Origin of the sequence: Pandoraea iniqua, from assembly GCF_902459685.1 — a bacterium.
GTDB lineage: Bacteria > Pseudomonadota > Gammaproteobacteria > Burkholderiales > Burkholderiaceae > Pandoraea > Pandoraea iniqua.
On sequence record NZ_CABPSF010000004.1, the window covers coordinates 181,183 to 202,388 of the forward strand.

The 21,206-nt window shown below is 63.0% G+C and carries 17 protein-coding genes and 1 tRNA gene; 9 read left to right on the forward strand and 9 right to left on the reverse strand.

Going from position 1 to position 21,206, the window contains the following annotated elements; genetic code table 11:
• Positions 1-147: 147 nt before the first annotated feature.
• Complete coding sequence (locus PIN31009_RS16530) at positions 148-1,035, reverse strand: CsgG/HfaB family protein (protein WP_150684744.1); 888 nt, start codon at positions 1,033-1,035, stop codon at positions 148-150.
• Between the two features lie 559 nt (positions 1,036-1,594).
• Here PIN31009_RS16530 and PIN31009_RS16535 point away from each other — a divergent pair.
• On the forward strand, positions 1,595-1,969 hold the full coding sequence (locus PIN31009_RS16535) for a hypothetical protein (protein ID WP_150790995.1): 375 nt from the start codon (positions 1,595-1,597) through the stop codon (positions 1,967-1,969).
• Positions 1,970-1,973: 4 nt separating this feature from the next.
• Here the strand turns inward: PIN31009_RS16535 and PIN31009_RS16540 are convergent.
• From PIN31009_RS16540 to PIN31009_RS16555, 4 genes are all read right to left on the reverse strand, one after another.
• Positions 1,974-2,048, reverse strand: a tRNA-Arg gene (locus PIN31009_RS16540).
• Between the two features lie 102 nt (positions 2,049-2,150).
• The gene (locus tag PIN31009_RS16545; RefSeq protein ID WP_150791143.1) at positions 2,151-2,714 is read right to left on the reverse strand and encodes an HD domain-containing protein; all 564 of its coding nucleotides are present in this window, start codon (positions 2,712-2,714) and stop codon (positions 2,151-2,153) included.
• A 123-nt stretch (positions 2,715-2,837) separates the two neighbouring features.
• Complete coding sequence (locus tag PIN31009_RS16550) at positions 2,838-3,407, reverse strand: helix-turn-helix domain-containing protein (protein ID WP_246185716.1); 570 nt, start codon at positions 3,405-3,407, stop codon at positions 2,838-2,840.
• Between the two features lie 28 nt (positions 3,408-3,435).
• Positions 3,436-4,659: a CaiB/BaiF CoA transferase family protein gene (locus PIN31009_RS16555; protein WP_150790996.1), complete on the reverse strand. Its 1,224-nt coding sequence runs from the start codon at positions 4,657-4,659 to the stop codon at positions 3,436-3,438.
• A 244-nt stretch (positions 4,660-4,903) separates the two neighbouring features.
• Between PIN31009_RS16555 and alaS the strand changes: the two genes are divergently transcribed.
• The 5 genes from alaS to PIN31009_RS16580 all read left to right on the forward strand — a co-directional run bounded on the left by alaS (position 4,904) and on the right by PIN31009_RS16580 (position 11,423).
• Positions 4,904-7,528, forward strand: a complete 2,625-nt coding sequence (alaS, locus tag PIN31009_RS16560) for an alanine--tRNA ligase (protein WP_150790997.1) — start codon at positions 4,904-4,906, stop codon at positions 7,526-7,528.
• Between the two features lie 351 nt (positions 7,529-7,879).
• Complete coding sequence (locus PIN31009_RS16565; RefSeq protein ID WP_150790998.1) at positions 7,880-9,118, forward strand: YbfB/YjiJ family MFS transporter; 1,239 nt, start codon at positions 7,880-7,882, stop codon at positions 9,116-9,118.
• A 59-nt stretch (positions 9,119-9,177) separates the two neighbouring features.
• On the forward strand, positions 9,178-9,948 hold the full coding sequence (locus PIN31009_RS16570; RefSeq protein WP_150684729.1) for a class II aldolase/adducin family protein: 771 nt from the start codon (positions 9,178-9,180) through the stop codon (positions 9,946-9,948).
• Between the two features lie 62 nt (positions 9,949-10,010).
• A complete protein-coding gene (locus PIN31009_RS16575) occupies positions 10,011-10,223 on the forward strand; it encodes a 4-oxalocrotonate tautomerase (protein WP_281355878.1) in 213 nt (70 codons plus the stop codon).
• 63 nt (positions 10,224-10,286) lie between these two features.
• Entirely contained in the window at positions 10,287-11,423 is a 1,137-nt protein-coding gene (locus PIN31009_RS16580; protein ID WP_246185717.1) for a threonine aldolase family protein, read from the forward strand.
• Positions 11,424-11,524: 101 nt separating this feature from the next.
• Here PIN31009_RS16580 and PIN31009_RS16585 read toward each other — a convergent pair whose 3' ends face one another.
• Positions 11,525-12,859 carry a chloride channel protein gene (locus PIN31009_RS16585; RefSeq protein ID WP_246185718.1) on the reverse strand — a complete coding sequence of 445 codons (1,335 nt, stop codon included), beginning with the start codon at positions 12,857-12,859 and terminating at the stop codon, positions 11,525-11,527.
• Positions 12,860-13,061: 202 nt separating this feature from the next.
• On the opposite strand from PIN31009_RS16585, the gene PIN31009_RS16590 reads away from it, so the two are divergent.
• Both PIN31009_RS16590 and PIN31009_RS16595 read left to right on the forward strand, forming a co-directional pair.
• Positions 13,062-13,592 (forward strand): NUDIX domain-containing protein, encoded by a 531-nt coding sequence (locus tag PIN31009_RS16590; RefSeq protein WP_058377954.1) that lies wholly within the window; start codon positions 13,062-13,064, stop codon positions 13,590-13,592.
• Between the two features lie 102 nt (positions 13,593-13,694).
• Positions 13,695-13,922 (forward strand): sulfurtransferase TusA family protein, encoded by a 228-nt coding sequence (locus tag PIN31009_RS16595; RefSeq protein WP_058380179.1) that lies wholly within the window; start codon positions 13,695-13,697, stop codon positions 13,920-13,922.
• Positions 13,923-14,065: 143 nt separating this feature from the next.
• Here PIN31009_RS16595 and galU read toward each other — a convergent pair whose 3' ends face one another.
• The gene (gene galU / locus PIN31009_RS16600) at positions 14,066-14,950 is read right to left on the reverse strand and encodes a UTP--glucose-1-phosphate uridylyltransferase GalU (protein ID WP_058377955.1); all 885 of its coding nucleotides are present in this window, start codon (positions 14,948-14,950) and stop codon (positions 14,066-14,068) included.
• Positions 14,951-14,979: 29 nt separating this feature from the next.
• Positions 14,980-17,841, reverse strand: coding sequence for a valine--tRNA ligase (locus tag PIN31009_RS16605; protein WP_150790999.1), 2,862 nt, complete (start codon positions 17,839-17,841; stop codon positions 14,980-14,982).
• Between the two features lie 110 nt (positions 17,842-17,951).
• Here PIN31009_RS16605 and PIN31009_RS16610 point away from each other — a divergent pair, with 110 nt between their 5' ends.
• The gene (locus tag PIN31009_RS16610; RefSeq protein ID WP_150684727.1) at positions 17,952-20,273 is read left to right on the forward strand and encodes a UvrD-helicase domain-containing protein; all 2,322 of its coding nucleotides are present in this window, start codon (positions 17,952-17,954) and stop codon (positions 20,271-20,273) included.
• Between the two features lie 97 nt (positions 20,274-20,370).
• Here the strand turns inward: PIN31009_RS16610 and PIN31009_RS16615 are convergent, their stop codons facing one another.
• Entirely contained in the window at positions 20,371-21,180 is an 810-nt protein-coding gene (locus PIN31009_RS16615) for a BPSS1780 family membrane protein (RefSeq protein ID WP_058377958.1), read from the reverse strand.
• Positions 21,181-21,206 lie beyond the last annotated feature (26 nt).

Genomic DNA, 21,206 nt, shown 5'->3' on the forward strand with positions numbered 1-21,206 from the left:
GGCTTTTGCCACCGGGCCGGATTCGTTTGCCGGCGGGCAAAATATTTGTCGCCGGACGACGTCGGGGAAGACGTCATCCGGCGCTTAATACCCGATACAGCCCGATAGCTGTCCGATGCCAACGCGGCGGTTGGCGCTCGGTTGAAATTACTGCGATTGCGCTTGCGACGTCGTCTTCTTCTTTTTCACGACTTTCTTCGGTGCGGGCGCATCGTCGCCCTGAACCGTCAGTTGGCCGCCCGTGCCCAGACCACCGGCAACGTTCTGTTGCTTATAGTTCTTCACGGCGCGCACGACGTTGTTGTACGAGTCGGTGAACGCTGCGACGATGACCTTGCCTTCCGCCGTGTTCGAATAGCCGCCCAGCGAGCCGCCGGCCGAGCTGCCGATGATGCGGCCGAGTGCGCCGAAGTCCATGCTGCTGGCGCTGCCTTCTGCGGCGGCGATCTGCACGCTGGAGCGATTGTCGATGACGGTCAGCAGCGTGCTGGCTTCCTTCGAGTTCATGCTGCCGGCGAGCGCGCCGATGGCGGCGCCGATACCGCCCGGCAGAAGGCCGGCGACGCTGGCGCCGGCACCGCCTGCGTTGTTGTTGGTGAACGTGATCGACGGGCTGATGGCGTAATCGGCGGCGACCATCTTGCCCTTGCCGAAGTTCGACTTGTTACGCAGTTCGCCCGAATCCTGAAGGGCGCGCTCGCCCATGATGGTGTTCATGCCGCGGCCGCGATCGACCACGACGAAGCAGTTCGACTGTTGCACCAGGAGCTTGAGCACGGGCACCGTGGAGCCCAGCTTGTATTGACCGGTCAGCACGCCGTACCACGGGGCGGTGGTGTCTTCGATGACGGCGATCGTGCCGAGCGGGCGGTCGCACTTTTCGAGCTGCTGATTGGCGTTTTCCGAGTTCGCGCCGCCAGCCGAGCCAGTGGCAGCCGTCTTCGCGCTGCTGCTGCCCATGTTCATGGTGGAGCAACCCGCCGTGATGCCTGCTGCGAGAAGCAGGGCGGTGACTTTTACGAGTTGGTGTGCCATTTTCCTAGTTCTTTAGAATGTTGTTCTGGAAGATGGGCAGCGTTGCCGGGTTCGATGAAATGTCGAGCCGGCCGAGTCGGTGTCGCTGCCGCATGCCAGGAGTCCGAAAAGCGGGAGAGATCAGTATTGATAAGCGATCTACGCTAGGACTCCTACGCTGAAATGCTCCGTAAGAACATCCCGCGCCGCATGCTAGCACGTCGGAAATGGGTGGCAATCCTATCAAAAATCACGGGGATTACGAATGGATTAGGGCACTGAATCCCTGCGTATTAGGAAAGGATTAGGGGTTATCCATACGTATGTTAACTATCTTCCGGCAACGCCAATGGCGGCGGGGGTTTGCGAGTCGTCTGTGTGACGTTATTATTACGGCGATGCATATATCGGTGAGGTTGCCCGGGCATGCATCGTTGGAAATTTCGATAGTTCGCCAAGTCGTTGCGAACGTGCGATCAGACGGCCATTAAGGTTGCGATGAAGTCAAAGGAGTGCGGTTCAAATCGCACCCAGGTCCTCCGGGGGTTATTGGTAAAACTGTAATCAGGAGAACGACGCAATGGCAGCAAGCATGAATGGCGCGATCGCATTGGCGGGGATGGCAGGGGTTCTGACGATGGCTTTCGGCGCGGTGCCGGCCCATGCCGCGGGGGGTATCTGTAATGGCCGTTCCGCGATCATTACGGCGTGGCCATGCACGGAGAATGGCAAGTCGGGGACGTGTCTGCTGTGGGGCAGCGACAAAGTGCGCGCAGGTGCGTGGACAGACAAGGGCGCTTATGTGCTGGAGGGCCCGGACCTGAGTGCGAAGAGCGTCAGCTATCAGGAAGCGTGCGGGACGGGGCGTTGTGCGCGACCCGAAATGGCCGGATGCGCCGAGCCCGTGGATGCGGGAAGTCCGAAAACGCAGGCGTACCGGACGTTGAGCAACTAGTGCTTGGTCCCCCCGACAGGAATCGAACCTGTATCTAGCGCTTAGGAGGCACTCGTTCTATCCATTGAACTACAGGGAGGGCGCGAGGACTGCCGATACGTGATCGTGGGTCTCGCGAGCGCAAGAGTATATCAAAAAGCCATTTCCGGGCGCGGCGACATTTCACAGCCCGGGATTCCGTCTAGGCGAGGCGCGCTCGGGTTGCCTCGTCGATTTGTTCTCGCACGGCCCGCAGCAGTGGAATCGCATCCGTGTATTGCCGTCCGTAGGACAGATTGAACGCGTAATCGAAGTCCGGCGGGTTAAGGCCCTGCGTGTGTTGCAGCAGGGTTTCGAGCTTGTCGAGCGCTTTCACTGCCCGCGCTTCGGGCGTCGCGGCTTGTGCGTACTCCTCCCGCCAGCCGACGATTTGCGCGCGCATCGAGGCGTCTAGCGGTTCGCATATCTTCAACAGGTCGCGTCGCTCGATGTCGTCCTTGCCACCGCCCGCCAGTTGTTCCGGCGCGGGCACATCGCCGCCCAACGCCTCGCCAAGATCGTGCACAAGGCATAACGCCAGCACCTTCGTGCTGTCGACGTCGCCCAACTGATCCATGAACAACATCGCCATCAGACTGAGCCGCCAACTGTGCTCGGCGGTGCTTTCCCGGCGCCCGGACGACGTGTAACCACTTCTGAGCACGTCCTTCAGCCGCTCGCATGTGCGCAGGAAATTCAACCTGCCTTCGATCTGTTCGTGCGTCATGTGCGACATGTGAATCGCCTCCTGTGCCTATCTATGCCATTTCAACGCATCAGCATAGTTCGGGGCCCTCTTCGCCGCTACGCATAAATTATGCGTGGCAGAGGCCGTCAATCCCGACATCGGTCACCGCGTCTGCAATGTCTCGACCAGACGCGCGACGGTGCCGTCGGAGAGTGTCAGGCGTGTCCAGCGACAACGGCTTTCGCGAATCGGTATCGCCAACGAGTCGTTGCTGCCGGTATCGAACTCGATCGACGGCGTGCGTTGCTCATACCATCCCGCGTCACGCAACGAGGCTTCGCGCGTCACGATCGCCTCGGTGGCGAAGGGCCACAATGACACCCCCATCAATGCCGGCAGCGGCTGCGAAAACTCCGCCGCGCGTGATGCGGAACACGCGAGCAGACGATGCGTGTGATCGCACACGAGATGCACGGCGCGCGCGTCGTGCGTCACCAGACGCTGTAACGCATGATCGGCCGCCGAGTCGAGTCGCGCTGCAAACAGCGCTTCGATACGTGCGAGCGCATCGCCTGTGATCGGCAGCGTGCCCGCCTCCCAGCGCGATATCGTCGATTGCGACACGCCGAGCCACTCGGCCGCATGCGCCTGCTTGATCCGGCGTAGGACGCGCCACCGCCGCAACGTCGCGCCGGGCGTTGCGATGACGGGTGGATTCATGCGATTTGCCATATGGATTCTCCTGCAACGCAGATTCGTGTCAGACGATGCCAGTCTCACGCAGTGCCGCAATCTTCGCTTCGTCGAAGCCCAGACGTTCACGCAGGATGTCGTCGCTGTGCTGCCCGAGCGTGGGCGGTGCGGTGCGTGCGACCGGCGGGGTTTCGCTCATCTTCATCGGGCTGGCCACGAGGCGCGCCACACCGCCCGACGGGTGCGGCAATTCGATGGCCATTTCCCGTGCGACCACCTGCGGGTGGGCAAACACTTCCGGCAGCGTATTGATCGGCCCGCACGGCACGCCTGCGGCTTCGAGCTTATCGATCCACGCGTCTTTGCCGAACTTGCGAACCATCTCGGCGAGCATCGGCACGAGCACTTCACGATGGCGCACGCGCGACGGGTTGGTGGCAAAGCGTGCGTCGTCGGCGAGCGCCGCTTCGCCGCCGGCTTCCACGAACTTGCGGAACTGGCCGTCGTTGCCCACGGCGACGATGATCCAACCGTCGTCGCCCGTCTGGAACGTCTGATACGGCACGATGTTCGGATGCGCGTTGCCCCAGCGTACCGGCGCCTTTTCGCTGGCGAGGTAGTTGGTGTTCATATTGGCGAGCATGGCGACCTGCGTGTCGAGCAGCGCCATGTCGATGTACTGGCCCACGCCGGTGCGGTCGCGATGGGTGAGGGCGGCCATGATGGCCAGACTCGCGTACATGCCGGTCATCAGGTCGGCAATCGCCACGCCGGCCTTCTGCGGGCCGCCGCCGGGCAGGCCGTCACGCTCGCCTGTGATGCTCATGAAGCCGCCAATCCCCTGAATGATGAAGTCGTAGCCGGCGCGTGTGGCGTGCGGCCCGTTCTGACCGAAGCCCGTGACCGAGCAGTAGACGAGATCGGGTTTGACCGCTTTGAGCGAGGCGTAGTCCAGACCGTACTTTGCGAGTTGGCCGACCTTGTAGTTCTCGACGACGACATCGCTTTGCGCAGCGAGCGCGCGGACGATGGCCTGCCCCTCGGGGCGCGAGATATCCAGCGTGAGCGAGCGTTTGTTGCGGTTTGCCGCGAGGTAGTAGGCGGCCTCGGCGGTATCGCGGCCGTCGGCATCGCGCTGGTAGGGCGGCCCCCAGCTGCGCGTGTCGTCGCCCACGCCGGGACGCTCGACCTTGATCACGTCTGCGCCCAGATCGGCCAGATTCTGCGTGGCCCACGGACCGGCCAGCACACGTGAAAGGTCCAGCACCCGGATATGACTCAGCGCGCCCATCGTTATCTCTCTCCTCGATCGCTTCGGACAGTGACGGCGTTGCACGTCATGTGCGAAACATTGTTTTGCAATGCGGAACTTATGGCGAAGAGTCTATGGCGGAGTTCCGGCGTCTGACCAGCGCCGTTTCGCACTGCGGTTGGCGCGCCGACGCTGTGTGGGTGCCGATTTCCCGTATAATCAAAAGTTTGCAAAATATCCCGCCAGGCGCAGCCAGCCCGGCCCCCACGCTCTCAAGCACGCTATGAAAGTCGCAGACATTCGGGAAAAATTTCTTAACTTCTTCGAGTCGAAGGGCCACACGATCGTGCGCTCGTCGAGCCTCGTGCCGTCCAATGACCCCACGCTGCTGTTCACGAACTCCGGCATGGTGCAGTTCAAGGACGTCTTCCTCGGGCTTGAGACGCGCCCCTACAAGCGAGCGACCACGGCACAGCGCAGCGTGCGCGCCGGCGGCAAGCACAACGATCTGGAGAACGTGGGCTACACCGCCCGTCACCATACGTTCTTCGAGATGCTGGGCAACTTCTCGTTCGGCGACTACTTCAAGCGCGAAGCGATCCAGTACGCGTGGGAATTGCTGACCACGGTCTACCAGCTCCCCAAGGACAAGCTCTGGGTCACCGTCTATCAGGAAGACGACGAAGCCTACGACATCTGGGCGAAGGAAGTCGGCGTGCCGACCGAGCGCATCATCCGCATCGGCGACAACAAGGGCGCGCGCTACGCGTCGGACAACTTCTGGCAGATGGCCGACACCGGCCCGTGCGGTCCGTGCTCGGAAATCTTCTTCGACCACGGTGCCGATGTGTGGGGTGGCCCGCCGGGATCGCCGGAAGAAGACGGCGACCGCTACATCGAGATCTGGAATCTCGTGTTCATGCAGTTCAACCGCGACGAGCAGGGCAATATGACGCCGCTGCCCAAGCCGTGCGTTGACACCGGCATGGGGCTGGAGCGCATCGCCGCTGTGCTGCAACACGTGCACAGCAACTACGAAATCGATCTGTTCCAGCACCTGATCAAGGCCGCTGGCCGCGAGACCGGCGTGACCGACCTGAGCGCCAACTCGCTCAAGGTGATCGCCGATCACATTCGCGCGTGCTCGTTCCTGATCGTCGACGGCGTGATTCCGGGCAACGAAGGCCGCGGCTACGTGCTGCGCCGTATCATCCGCCGCGCGATCCGCCACGGCTACAAGCTCGGCCGCAAGCAACCGTTCTTCTACAAGCTGGTGCCGGATCTGGTGGCCGAGATGGGCGTGGCCTATCCGGAACTCGCGCAGGCGCAGCAGCGCGTGACCGACGTGCTCAAGCAGGAAGAAGAGCGCTTTGGCGAAACCATCGAGAACGGCATGGAGATTCTCGAGGGCGCGCTGGCCGATCTGGCCAAGCGCGGCGTGACGACGCTCGACGGCGAACTCGCATTCAAGCTGCACGACACGTATGGCTTCCCGCTCGATCTGACGGCAGACGTCTGCCGCGAGCGCAGCATCTCGGTCGACGAGGCCGCATTCGACGCCGCCATGGCGCGCCAGCGCGAGCAGGCCCGTGCGGCCGGCAAGTTCAAGATGGCCACGGCGCTGGAGTACGACGGCGACAAGACGCGCTTCCAAGGTTACGACCGCCTCGCCCTCGAAGGCGCGAAGGTCACGGCGCTGTATGTCGACGGCACGAGCGTGACGTCGCTCAAGGCCGGCCAGCAGGGCATCGTGGTGCTCGATACCACGCCGTTCTACGCCGAGTCGGGCGGTCAGGTGGGCGATCAAGGGTTGATCACCACGGCCGGTGCACGTTTCGGAGTGTCTGACACGCAGAAGATTCAGGCCGACGTGTTCGGTCACTATGGCAAGCTCGAATCGGGCGAGTTGAAGGTGGGCGAGACGGTGACGGCGCAAGTCGACGCCGTGCGCCGCGCGCGCACCGTGCGCAACCACTCGGCGACTCACCTGATGCACAAGGCCCTGCGTGAAGTGCTCGGCGGCCACGTGCAGCAGAAGGGCTCGCTGGTCGACGCCGACAAGACGCGTTTCGACTTCGCCCATAACGCAGCGATGACCGCCGACGACATTCGTCGCGTGGAAGACATCGTCAACGCGGAAGTGCTGGCCAATGCGCCGGTGCAGGCTGCGCTGATGTCGTTCGACGACGCGGTCAAGGGCGGGGCGATGGCCCTGTTCGGCGAGAAGTACGGCGACGAAGTGCGCGTGCTCGACATCGGTTCGTCGCGCGAACTGTGCGGTGGTACGCACGTGGCGCGTACGGGCGATATCGGCCTGTTCAAGATCGTGATGGAAGGCGGTGTTGCTGCCGGTATCCGCCGCGTGGAAGCGATCACCGGCGACAACTCGGTGCGCTTCGTGCAGAAGCTCGACGATCAGGTGAATGAAGCCGCTGCGGCACTCAAGACGCAGCCGGCCGAACTGACGCCGCGTATCGCGCAGGTGCAGGAACAGGTGAAGTCGCTCGAGAAGGAACTCGCCGCGCTCAAGTCGAAGCTTGCTTCGAGCCAAGGCGACGAACTGGTCGAGCAGGCGGTGGACGTCAATGGCCTGAAGGTGCTGGCCGCGCAACTCGAAGGCGCTGACGCCAAGACGCTGCGCGAGACGATGGACAAGCTCAAGGACAAGCTCAAGAGCGCAGCCATCGTGCTGGCTGCCGTCGAAGGCGGGAAGGTCAGCCTGATCGCGGGCGTGACGGCGGATGCCACGGGCAAGGTCAAGGCGGGCGAGCTGGTCAACTTTGTGGCCCAGCAGGTGGGCGGCAAGGGCGGTGGCCGTCCCGACATGGCACAGGCGGGCGGTACCGACCCGTCGCAACTGCCGCAGGCGCTTGCCGGCGTGCAGGGCTGGGTGGCCGGCAAGCTGTAATGCCGGTGTGACATCGAGGCGTGCGGCGGCGCTGGCAGTACAGTTGCCGCCACGTACGCCCCGGCTGTCATTCGCCCGGCAGGTGGTTTTCGCAAACGCGCGCTTCGGCGCGCGTTTTGCATGGGGGTGTCGATTGCACAGCAATTGCATATCGAGTGCATATCGATTGCCCCTGATGGCTTAGGGGAACAATCGCTTCCCGTGATGTTTTCCATGTAAAGTATTCGGCACGATAGTGGGCATCGATGTGAGCGGATAGCGCTGACTGAGCCTGCGTGCACCGATTCGCGCTTTTCGGACTGCACATCTTCCGAGCCCCCTGATACGCCCGTTCGCGGGTTAGCCAACGCCATGTCAGCCACACTCGCCGATTCCGCCCGACCTGCCTCGTCGCATCAACCGTCGCCGGAACGCGCGGCTTGGCGCATCGCGCTGTCATGCATGCTCGCGTTGTCGATCGCGATGGGCATCGGCCGCTTTGCCTTCACGCCGATGCTGCCGCTCATGCTGCACGAGCACCTCGTCGACATTCAGCACGGCAGTTGGCTCGCATCGCTCAATTACGCCGGCTATTTCATCGGCGCACTCTCGTGCATGTGGCTGCGCTTCACGCCGACGTTCCTGATTCGTTTTGCCCTTGCGGCCACGGTCGTGCTCACACTCGCCATGGGGCTGCTGGAATCGTTTGTGGTGTGGGCGATCGTGCGCACACTGGCGGGTGTGATGAGCGCGTGGGCGATGGTGTTCTCGGCAGGCTGGGGCTTCCGCAAGCTGGGCGAGTTGCGCATGCCGAGCTTGGGCGGGGTGATCTTCGCGGGGCCGGGGGCGGGCATCGTGGTGACCGGCTTGCTGGCGAATGTGAACAGCGCATTCGGCTGGCCCGCACGCGGTGGATGGTTGCTGTGCGGTGTGCTCGCGCTGGTGTTACTGGCGGTGATCTGGCGCACGTTTGTCGCCGATGCGCCCGCCGCCACCAAGCCGGAGGGCGATGCCGCCGCTCACGCAGCGCCGCATGCCGTGAATCACGGCAGTGGCGAGAACGTGATTCCGATCACGGTGTTCTACAGCTTTGCCGGGTTCGGCTACATCATTACCGCGACCTTCCTGCCGGTGATTGCGCGTCACGCGCTGCCCGGTTCGCCGTGGCCCGATCTGTTTTTCCCGCTGCTCGGATTGATGGTGATCCCCGGGGCGATTATCGGCGCGCGTGCGCCTGTGTCGTGGGATAACCGTCTGTTGCTCGCCGCCTGCTACGTCATGCAGGGGCTGGGCGTGGGCATCGGGATCGTCTTGCCGAACGTGGTGGGCTTCGCGTTGGGCAGCGTGCTCGTGGGCCTGCCGTTCACGGCGATCACGGTCTATACCGTGCGCGAATGCCGCCGGCTGCGTGGGGACAATGCCAATGGTCTGATCGGACTCGTGACGGCATCCTACGGCATCGGGCAGATCGTCGGGCCGCTGGTGGCGGCACCGCTGGTCGAGACGACCGGCAGCTTCACGGCAGCGCTGTTGTGCGCGACCGCCGTGCTCGCGCTCGGCGCCGTCGGCTTCGTCTGGGACTGGCGGCGCTCGCTCGAACGCGCCCCCTGAGTTCGCTCTTGAGTCCGCCTCTTGAGCGGCGCATCCCTCTTTGTGCAGGAGCATTTCACATGGCTTTTACATTGCAGGCGGGCCGCAAGGCCGCCACGGGCATGAGCGACGCCGAGCAGCGCATGCGTGTCGACCTCGCGGCATGCTACCGGCTCGTGGCGATGCACGGCTGGGACGATCTCATCTACACCCATATCTCGGCCATGGTGCCCGGCGAGCCCGGGCATTTTCTGATCAATCCGTTCGGACTGGCGTTCGATGAAGTGACGGCGTCGAATCTCGTGAAGATCACGATGGACGGCGAGATTGTCGGCGACAGCGAGCATCCCGTAAATGTCACCGGCTTTGCGCTGCACGGCGCGGTGCATGCGGCGCGCCCGGATGCGGTTTGCGTCATGCATCTGCACAACACGGCGGGCATCGCGGTCTCGATTCAGCCGCACGGCCTGCTGCCGATCTCGCAGCACGCGCTGCGTTTTCATGAGCGGATCGGCTATCACGACTACGAGGGTCTGGCGTTTTCGCCGTCGGAGGGCGAGCGTCTGGTGGCATCGCTCGGGGCGTATCCGGCGATGCTGCTGCGCAATCACGGCACGCTCACGGTCGGGCGCACGGTCGCGGAGGCGTTCGTATTGATGGCCACCCTGATCAAAGCCTGCGAGATTCAGTTGCAGGCGCTCGTGGGTGGTGCGCCGCCCTATTTGCCGAGCGCCGCGGTGCAGGACAAGACGGCCGTGCAGCTCGAAGACGGCGGTGCCATCGAAGGCGAGATGGAGTGGCCCGCATTGCTGCGCAAACTCGATAGAATGGACAGCTCGTTTCGAGACTGATGGCAACGTATTGCTGCGGTTGCAGCGAGTCGCCTCGGATCTGAGCGAGTCACGACAACAACATCAGGAGAGAGATAGCAATGCCTACGTTTCACGTCGAGTTGTTCGAAGGCCGTACGGTCGATCAAAAGCGCGCATTCGTGAAGGCCGTGACCGCCGCCGCGGTCGAGACCCTCGGTTGCTCGCCGGAATCGGTCGACATCATCATTACCGACACCAAACGCGAGAACTGGGCCACGGGCGGCACGCTCTGGTCGGACCCGCGTCCCGAGTAAGCCGGCCGTAGCGCCCAAGGTCGGGGGTCGACCGGCGATCCCCGTTGTATTGAAGAGGTCGTCATGTCGCAACACCCCGCCAATTCCACGAATTCCTCACTTTCCGCCAGCGCCGCAACGCCTGCCGCAGCGCACGCTACCCACGCATCGCAGGACGTGCCGCAGCACTTCGCCTCGGATAACTACGCGGGCATCTGCCCAGAGGCGCTGCACTATCTCACCGAAGCCAACGCCAGCGGTCACGAAGTGGCCTACGGCGACGACACGTGGACGCAACGCGTCTGCGACGGTGTGCGCACGCTGTTCGATACCGATTGCGAGGTGTTCTTCGTCTTCAACGGCACAGCAGCCAATTCACTGGCGCTGGCATCGCTCTCGCAGTCGTATCACTCGGTCATCTGCCATGAACTGGCGCACGTCGAGACGGATGAGTGCGGGGGCCCGGAATTCTTCTCCAACGGCGCCAAGCTGCTGACGGCGCGCGGGCGCGAGAACGACGGCAAGCTCACGCCGGAAGCGGTCGAGTCGGTGATCAACCGGCGCTCGGATATTCACTTCCCGAAGCCCAAGGTGGTCACGCTCACGCAGGCTACGGAAGTCGGCACGGTGTATTCGGTCGATGAAGTCAAAGCGATTGCAGCGGTCGCGAAGCGGCGCAACCTGCGCGTGCATATGGACGGTGCGCGGTTCGCGAATGCTGTCGCAACGCTGGGCTGCCATCCGGGCGATGTGACATGGCGCGCCGGGGTCGACGTGCTGTGCTTTGGCGGTACCAAGAACGGGTTGCCGGTCGGCGAAGCGGTGGTGTTCTTCAACCGCGCGCTGGCGGAAGATTTCGCCTATCGGGTGAAACAGGCCGGTCAGTTGGCGTCGAAGATGCGCTTTATTTCCGCGCCGTGGCTGGGCATGCTCGAAAACGATGTCTGGTTGCGCAACGCGCGGCACGCGAACGCGATGGCGCAGTTGCTCGCCGAGCGCATTCGCGACGTGCCGGGCGTCTCGATCATGTTCGAGACGCAGGCCAACGCGGTGTTTGCCGAGCTGCCGCTGCACGTGATCGAAGCGCTGCGCGCCAAGAGGTGGAAGTTCTACACGTTCATCGGTGCAGGCGGTTGCCGCTTCATGTGCGCATGGGATACGCGTGCGGAGACGGTCGAGCGTTTGGCGGCCGATATTCGGGCGCTGAGTGCGACGAGATAACTGCGGCGAGATAACTGCGGCGGGATAGCTGCTGAGGGATAGCTGCTGAGGGATAACCGGGAAAGGCGGCTGGACCGGGGTGTGCGCCCCGGCCCGGTTGTTCAAGCCTTCGGTGTCGCCGGCGTCGCGGGCATCTCCGGCGTGAGAAACCGGTGCGCGAGCGTGTGATAGAACGATGGCGAGAACGCCTTCGAGACTTGCGTGGCGAGCAACGCAACGGCCATCAGCGGGATGACCATCTGGTGGCCGTCGATCATCTCCATGACGATCACGAACGACGTGATCGGCGATTGCGTCACTGCCGCCAGATAACCCACCATGCACAGCGCAGCCATCGCGGGCAATGGCACCACCGCCGTGACGTGCGACATCACGTTGCCCAGTCCCGCGCCGATCGCGAGCGACGGGGCAAAGATACCGCCCGGAATTCCCGACAGATACGACACCGACAACGCGCCGAATTTCAGCAGCGCGTAGAGCGGCGAGAGCGCTTCGTGCGATTCGAGCAGCCCGCGTGCTTCGGCATAGCCGCTGCCGAACGTGGTGCCGCCGGAGACGATGCCGATCACGGCGATCACGACGCCGCACAGGAAGGCAAATCGCACCGGATGCGCGCGGCGCATGCCGACCAGCGACGCAGGCATCCAGCGAGGCACGTTGAGCATCAGCCAGCAGAACGCGCCGCCTGCAACACCGGTCAGCAGGCTCGCACCGATCAGCACCGGGATCAGCGTCCAATGGAATTCGCTGATCGCCTTGATTTGGCCGAAATAGAGATAGTTGCCCTGCAAGCCCAGCGCCACCACCCCGGAGAAGATGATCGCGGTGATCAACGTGCCGCTGTTGCGCGCGACAAAACTGCGGCTCAATTCCTCGATGGCGAAGACCACCCCGGCGAGCGGCGTGTTGAAGGCTGCCGCGAGCCCGGCCGCCGCGCCTGCCAGCGTCAACTGCCGTTCAATATGGGCGCTGCTGCGGCGGTAGCCGCGTCGCATCGCATACATGAGCGAGGCGCCGATCTGCACCGTCGGGCCTTCGCGTCCGATCGTGAAGCCGCACAGGATGCCGAGAAACGAGATCGCGATCTTGCCGAACATGATGCGCAGCGTCAGCAGCGACCGGGAGAGGCGGCCGTCCTGAAGCGTGGCGATGACCTGCGGAATGCCGCTGCCTTCCGAGCCTTTGAAGAACTTCTGCGTCAGCCAGATGGCGAGCGCCGCGCCCAAGGGCGTCACGATGAGTGGCAGCCAGAAGCCGTGCGCCAACATGCGTTGAAACAACTCGAAGCCGAAATCGACCAGCTTCGCATAGGCCACCGACACCAGACCGACGAGCACCGCGCCCAGCCAGAACACGCCGTAGTTGTGCCACAGACGGCGCGACCGATGGGCGCCGGTGCGTGCGATTCTCACCGGCAGCGAGGCCGCAGGTGGCACGCTGGATGGCGCGCTGGGGGGCGGTGACGACGCCTCGGAAGCGGGGGGAGTGTCTGACACGGGGCGGGGGTAAATATTGAAAGACGTCGGCCGATTATACGCTTCGGATTTCGGGACAACGGCCCGCTACGTCCCGGAAATTAGCGAATGTGCAGCGCGTCATGAGTTCATTTAAGATATTCGGATTCGCTGAAGAACGATCATGAACGAACTCACTTTTTGTCCCCGCTGTGCCTCCCCGCTCGACTCACGTGATGTTGCCGGGCGCATTCGCCGGGCATGTCCCGATACGGCTTGTGCCTTCGTCCACTGGGATAACCCGCTGCCGGTCGTGGCCGGTCTCGTCGAGTATCGCGGACAGATTCTGCTGGCCCGCAATGCCGCGTGGACGGAGGGCATGTTCGCGCTGATCACCGGGTTTCTCGAGCGCGATGAAACGCCCGAAGACGGTATCCGCCGCGAGATCAAGGAAGAGACCAATCTCGAAACCGATGCGATTTCGCTGCTCGGCGTCTACGAATTCATGCGCAAGAACGAGCTGATCATCGCCTATCACGCGGTGTGCGATGGCGACATTCTTCTCTCGGAAGAGCTCGCGGAATTCCGTCTGGTCGCGCCGGAGCAAGTGCGGCCGTGGCCCGCAGGCACGGGGCACGCGGTGGCGGAATGGCTGCGGCGGCGTAATCTGCCGGTCGAATACGTGGAGTCGGCACGCTTGTCGATTGCCGGCTGAGATTGCGCATCACAGTCTGCGCACGGCGACTACGGTAGAATCGACGTTTCCGGGCCACGCCCGGCAGAAAATACGAATGAGACCGACAAGAGGGACATGAGCATGGAATTCCAGAAAGAAGTCGACGCACGCGGCCTGAATTGCCCGCTGCCGATTTTGCGCGCCAAGAAGGCACTCGCCGACATGCAGAGCGGTGAAGTCCTGCGCATCGTGGCGACCGACCCGGGTTCGGCGCGTGACTTCGCTGCCTTCGCGAAACAAACCGGCAACGAGTTGCTCGAATCGCGTGAAGAAGAAAAGACCTTCTACTTCCTGATGCGCCGCCGTTAAGCGGCAACCGCCGCGCCATCCAGCAATCTCAGGCGCAGCAGGCACAAAAAAGCCGACGGACATGCCGTCGGCTTTTTCATTGGTGCTGATCCTGCCGGTGACCTTGCTGATAGCGCCTCACCGGCTCAGACCCTGCACACACCTCACTTGAGATCGCCGTGCGTATCGCGCAGGTACTCGCGGAAGGCGTCCTTCAGTTCCGGGTGGCGCAGTGCAAATTCCACCGTCGCCTTCAGGTAACCCAGCTTGCTGCCGCAATCGAAGCGCGTGCCCTTGTAGCGATAGGCCAGTACGACTTCGTCGTGCAGCAACTTCTGAATGGCATCGGTCAGCTGAATTTCACCGCCGGCGCCCGGATCGATTTCGCGGATGCAATCGAAGATGCGCGGACGCAGCACGTAGCGGCCCACCACGCCGAGGTTCGACGGCGCCACTTCCGGTGCCGGCTTCTCGACGATGTTGGTCAGCTTGACGATGTCCGTCTCACCCCATTCCTTGCCTTCGACAATGCCGTATGAGCGGCTTTGCTCGATGGGGATTTCTTCAACGCCGATGATCGAGTTGTGATACTGGTTGTACAAATCGACCATCTGCTTGAGCACGGGCGGTTCGCCGTCGAGCAAGTCGTCGGCGAGGATGACCGCGAACGGCTCGTCGCCCACGAGCTTTTCTGCACACAGCACCGCGTGTCCCAGACCCAGTGCTTTGGGCTGGCGCACGAAGAAGCAGTCGACGTTCGCAGGCTTGATCGAGCGCACGGCGTCGAGCAGCGCAAGCTTCTGCTTCGTTTCGAGTTCGTATTCGAGTTCGAACGCGGTGTCGAAGTGATCTTCGATCGCGCGCTTGTTACGACCCGTGACGAAAATCATCTCGGTGATGCCGGCCGCTGCCGCTTCTTCGACCGCGTACTGAATCAGTGGCTTGTCGACGACCGGCAACATTTCCTTCGGGCTCGCCTTGGTCGCCGGGAGGAATCGGGTGCCGAGGCCCGCAACGGGGAAAACGGCTTTGGTGACAACTGTTTTCATTGGTATCTCCCTCTTGGATAGCGCAGATCTCAGGCGGGCAGGCGGGCGAGCTGGGCCTGCAATTTGCCGAGAACCGCTTCAAAGTCGACCAATCGTTGCTTCTCAAGTTCCACCACGTTCGCCGGGGCGCGTGCCACGAAGCTCTCGTTGGACAGCTTGCCGTGGCACTTCGCGATCTCGCCTTCAAGGCGTTTGACTTCCTTGCCGAGGCGTTCGCGTTCCGCAGCGACATCGATTTCCACCTTCAGCGCCAGCTTGTTGGCACCCACGATGGCCAGCGGTGCACCAGCGGCTTGCGCGTCGAGCGAGGCCTCGTCGGCCAGCACCTGCACTTCGGAAAGCTTGGCCAGCGTTTGCAGGTACGGGGCAATCGACTTGAGGAAGTCGACGTCGCCCGCGACCAGCAGCGGCACGCGCATCGCCGGCGACAGATTCATCTCGCCGCGCAGGTTACGGCACGCGTCGACTGCGGCCTTCAACTGCTGCATCCACGCTTCGTCGCTCTCGTCGATCTTGCTGGCATCGGCCACCGGATACGGCTGGACCATGATGCTGGCTTCGCCCGGTGCCTTGTCGGCGGGGTAGCGGCCGGCGAGCGGTGCCACCTTCTGCCACAGCGCCTCGGTGATGAACGGAATCACCGGATGCGCCAGACGCAGCACAGTCTCGAGCACGCGCAGCAGGGTACGGCGCGTGGCGCGTTGCTGCGCCGGCGTGCCGTTCTGAATCTGCCACTTGGCCAGTTCGACGTACCAGTCGCAATACTCGTCCCACACGAACTTGTAGATCGTGGTGGCGATGTTGTCGAAACGGTAGTCGGCAAAGCCCTTTGCGACGTCGGCTTCCGCGCGCTGCAAGAGCGACACGATCCAGCGGTCGGCGCGCGAGAAATCGAGCTGACCGTCCGGGCCGCAGTCGCCCACGCACGGGGCCATGCCGCAGTCCTGACCTTCGCAGTTCATCAGCACGAAACGCGTGGCGTTCCAGAGCTTGTTGCAGAAGTTGCGATAGCCTTCGCAGCGGGCCAGATCGAAGTTGATGTTGCGACCCAGCGTAGCCATCGACGCGAACGTGAAGCGCAGCGCGTCGGTGCCGAACGGCGCGATGCCTTCCGGGAATTCCTTGCGCGTCTTCTTCTCGATAGTCGCGGCCTGCTTCGGGTTCATCAGCCCGGTGGTGCGCTTGGCCAGCAAGGTGTCGAGCGTCACGCCGTCGACGATGTCGATCGGATCGAGCGTGTTGCCCTTCGACTTGGACATCTTCTGGCCTTCGGCGTCGCGCACGAGCCCGTGCACATACACGGTCTTGAACGGCACCTTGCCGGTGAAGTGCGTGGTCATCATGACCATGCGCGCCACCCAGAAGAAGATGATGTCGAAGCCGGTCACGAGCACCGACGACGGCAGGAAGTGCTTGAGTTCCGGCGTTTCCTGCGGCCAGCCCAGCGACGAGAACGGCACCAGCGCCGACGAGAACCACGTGTCGAGCACGTCTTCGTCGCGCTTGAGTGCGCCGGTGTAGCCGGCGGCGCTCGCCTTGGCGATGGCCTCTTCTTCCGAGCGCGCAACGTAGACGTTGCCCGCATCGTCGTACCACGCCGGAATCTGGTGGCCCCACCAGAGCTGACGCGAGATGCACCAGTCCTGAATGTTTTCGAGCCACTGGTTGTACGTGGTCGTCCAGTTCTCGGGCACGAACTTGATTTCACCGCTGCGCACGACGTCGAGCGCGGTGTCGGTGATCGACTTGCCCGGATGGAACGTGCCTTCCGGTGCCGGCTTGCTCATCGCGACGAACCACTGGTCGGTGAGCATCGGCTCGATGACCGTGCCCGTGCGGTCGCTGCGCGGCACCATCAGCTTGTGCGCCTTGACGGATTCGAGCAGACCTTGCGCGTCCAGATCGGCAACGATCTGCTTGCGTGCGTCGAAACGGTCGAGGCCACGGTACTTTTCCGGGCCGTTCTCGTTGATCTTCGCGTCGAGCGTGAGAATGCTGATCTGCGGCAGGTTGTGACGCTGACCGACTGCATAGTCGTTGAAGTCGTGCGCCGGCGTGACTTTCACCACGCCCGTGCCGAATTCGAGATCGACGTAGTCGTCGGCGATGATCGGGATTTCGCGGTCCGAGAGCGGCAGCTTGGCCATCTGGCCGATCAGGTGCTTGTAGCGCTCGTCTTCCGGGTGAACCATCAGCGCGACGTCGCCCAGCATCGTTTCCGGGCGCGTGGTCGCGACCGTGAGCGAGCCCGAGCCGTCAGCCAGCGGGTAGCGGATATGCCACAGCGAGCCTTCTTCCTCTTCGCTCACCACTTCCAGATCGGACACGGCCGTGAGCAGGGTCGATTCCCAGTTCACGAGACGCTTGCCGCGATAGATCAGCCCCTGCTCGTGCAGCGTGACGAAGACGTCGCGCACGGCCTGGGACATCTTGTCGTCCATCGTGAAGTATTCGCGGCTCCAGTCGATCGAGGCGCCCAGACGGCGAACCTGACCGGTGATCGTGTTGCCGGACTTCTCTTTCCATTCCCACACGCGTTCGACGAACTTCTCTCGGCCGAGGTCGTGGCGCGAGACTTTCTGGGCGTCGAGCTGGCGCTCGACGACGATCTGCGTGGCAATGCCCGCATGGTCGGTGCCCGGTACCCAGAGGGTATTGGCGCCTTTCATGCGGTGATAACGCGTCAGACCATCCATGATCGTCTGGTTGAACGCGTGCCCCATGTGCAGCGTGCCGGTAACGTTCGGCGGCGGCAACTGGATGCTGAAATCTTCGCGGGCGTCGTCGAACGTCGGCCGGGCATAGCCCCGGCGTTCCCATTCGGGGCCCCAGTGGGCTTCGACGTCCTGCGGCTCGAAGCTCTTGGCAAGCGTATTGTCGCTGTCGCTCATGGATTGGATGACCGTGTAATGCGTGAAACCTTGAATTATAAAAGATTCGGTGCCGTTTCCGCGCCGCAGCAGGATTTATAATCGGGCTTCACTCGAAAAACATTCCCGACATGCCCGATTTGCTAGCTAATCTGAACCCGGAACAACTGGCCGCCGTGACCCTGCCCGACGAGCCTGCCCTGATTCTCGCGGGTGCGGGTTCCGGCAAAACGCGCGTGCTGACCACCCGTATCGCGTGGTTGATCCAGCAAGGCCACGTGGGCCCCGCCGGCATTCTGGCGGTGACTTTCACGAACAAAGCCGCCAAGGAAATGCAGGCGCGCCTCGGCGCCATGCTCCCGATCAGCCCCCGCGCCATGTGGATCGGCACCTTCCACGGGCTGTGCAACCGGATGCTGCGCGCGCATTTTCGCGACGCCGGGCTGCCGCAGAGCTTCCAGATCCTCGATCAGGCCGACCAGCTCTCCGCCATCAAGCGGATGATGAAGGCCGCCAATGTCGACGACGAGAAGTTTCCGCCCAAGAATCTCCAGTATTTCATCAATAACGCCAAAGAGCAGGGGCTGCGCCCGCACGAGGTCGAGGCCAACGACGCCTTCAATCAGAAGTTTGTCGAGCTGTACGCGTCGTATCAGGAGCAATGCCAGCGCGAGGGCGTGGTCGATTTCGCCGAACTGCTGCTGCGCTGTTTCGAGCTGCTCAAGCACAACGAACCGCTGCGCGTGCATTACCAGACGCGCTTCCGCCACATTCTCGTCGACGAGTTTCAGGATACGAACAAGCTGCAATACGCTTGGCTCAAGATGCTCGCGGGCGGCAACAGCGCGGTGTTCGCCGTGGGCGACGATGACCAGAGCATCTACGCGTTTCGTGGCGCTAACGTCGGCAATATGGCCGACTTCGAGCGCGAATTCCGCGTTCGGCACATGATCAAGCTGGAGCAGAACTACCGCTCGCACGGCAATATTCTCGACGCCGCCAACGCGCTGATTTCGAACAACGCCCGCCGACTGGGCAAGAATCTGCGCACCGATGCGGGGCATGGCGAGCCGATTCGCGTTTATGAGGCCGCGACCGATCTTCAGGAAGCGAGCTGGCTGGTCGAGGAAATCAAGGCGCTCGTGGCGCAAGGGCTGTCGCGGCAGGACGTCGCCATTCTCTATCGCAGCAACGCCCAGTCGCGGGTGATGGAGCACGCGCTCGTGGGCGCGGGCATTGCGTATCGCGTGTATGGCGGCCTGCGCTTCTTCGAGCGTCAGGAAGTGAAGCACGCGCTGGCCTATCTGCGCCTCATCGAGAATCCGAACGACGACACGGCGTTCGCGCGCGTGGTCAACTTCCCGACGCGCGGTATCGGCGCTCGTTCGCTCGAGCAACTGGCCGACGCGGCGCGTTTGTACAACTGCTCGATGTACGCCGCCGTGCCCTATATGACGGGCAAGGCGGGCACCAATCTGACGGCGTTCGTGCGTCTGATCGAGCAGATGCGCCATGAGACAGGGCGTCTGACGTTGCCGGAGGTGGTGACGCATGTGGTCGATGCCAGCGGGCTGATTACGCACTACCAGTCGGAGAAGGAAGGTCAGGACCGCATCGAGAACTTGCAGGAACTGGTACACGCCGCCACGGCATTCATCGCGGAGGAGGGTTATGGGCTGGACGCCCCGGCCCGCCTGATCGCCATGCGCCCCGCGTTGCCGGGCGCGCCCGATGTGCTGGCTTCGCCCGATGGCGTGGTCGATGCCGATACGCCGGTGGAGATGACGCCGCTGGCGGGCTTCCTGTCGCACGCCTCGCTCGAGGCCGGTGACAATCAGGCCGAAGCCGGGCAGGACGCCGTGCAACTGATGACCGTGCACGCCGCCAAGGGGCTGGAGTTCACGGCAGTGTTCGTCACGGGGCTTGAAGAAGGGCTGTTCCCGCACGAAAACAGCGCGCAGGAGCTCGATGGGCTCGAAGAAGAGCGTCGCCTGATGTATGTGGCGATCACGCGGGCCAAGGAGCGTCTGTATCTGTCGTTCACGCAAAGCCGCATGTTGCATGGCCAGACACGCTACAACGTGCGCTCGCGCTTCTTCGAAGAAATTCCCGAGGAAGTGCTGAAGTTTCTGACGCCGCGTGCCCAGCCGGGCGCGCGTGCGGCCCAAACCGAACCGGCGTGGGGGCGTGACTGGTTCTCGCGTCCGCAGTCGAGTGCGCCGCGTCAGGAAGAATGGGCGGCCACGAAGTCGGAGCAGGCGCTGGCGGACCGTTCCCGCTCGGCCGGGACGGGCTTCAAGGTCGGGCAGGGCGTGTTCCATACCAAGTTCGGCGAAGGCAAGATCATCGGGCTGGAAGGCGCGGGCGATGAAGCGCGTGCGCATGTGAAGTTCGGCCGTCACGGTGAGAAGTGGCTGGCGTTGGCCGTGGCGAAGCTTCAGCCGATCGAATGATCGTTTGCCGGTCTTGCCGGCATTCCCGCAGATGACCGCAGATGAACAAAGGGCACCCGAGGGTGCCCTTTGTTTTGTACTGACTTGCGCCGGCGGCTTACGCCTCGGGCGGTGCCACGTTCGGATCGATCGCGCCGATTTCCTGCACGCCGAAACAGCCGCGGTAGCTCGCATAGAACGAGCAATACAGCACGGCGGTGAACAGGATCGAGTAAGGCATCAGCACGATCATGGCGTACTTGCCTGCGCCGATCACCGTCATGACCAGCGCGATGATCACCGGCAGCACCGTGGCGACGAGCGCCGTGCAGATACCGTAGACGACAAACGCGCGGATGTTGCGCACGCACGCGGTCCAGCTGAAAAACAGCGCCTTGACGGGCGAAACGTCATGCCATGCCACGAGCACCGGCGCGAACCAGAACGCCATCGCGACCGGCACATAAGCGACGGCTGCCGCCAGCATGGCCTGTGGCATCGAGCCACCCACGAGCGAATCTTCGTCGATGCGGGTGCCGAACAGCATCTTGCCCAGCAGGTCGCCGTCGTCGAAGAGCGCCGAGAACAGAAACACCACGATCATCGCGGCGATGTAGTAACCACCGAGTGCGAGCAACCGGCGCGCCACGTCCTTGCCGTGGCCGCGGAATCCGTCGAGCAGCACGGGCGGCAGGACGGGCTTGTTTTTGATGATGTCGCGACACGCCGCCATAAAACCGACCGACAGGCCGGGAATAAACAGTAGCGGCAAAAACGCGCCCACGACCGGCAGGATCGAGAGCAGCATCACGCCGAACAGATAGGCGAAGAGCAGCGTCAGAATGGCGAGCGGGTTCTTGCGGAATAGCCAGATACCCTGGCGCAGCCACACATAACCACTCTTCGGCGGGACTTCAAGCAATTGCATAGGGTTCGATTTGCTCCGATTGGGCG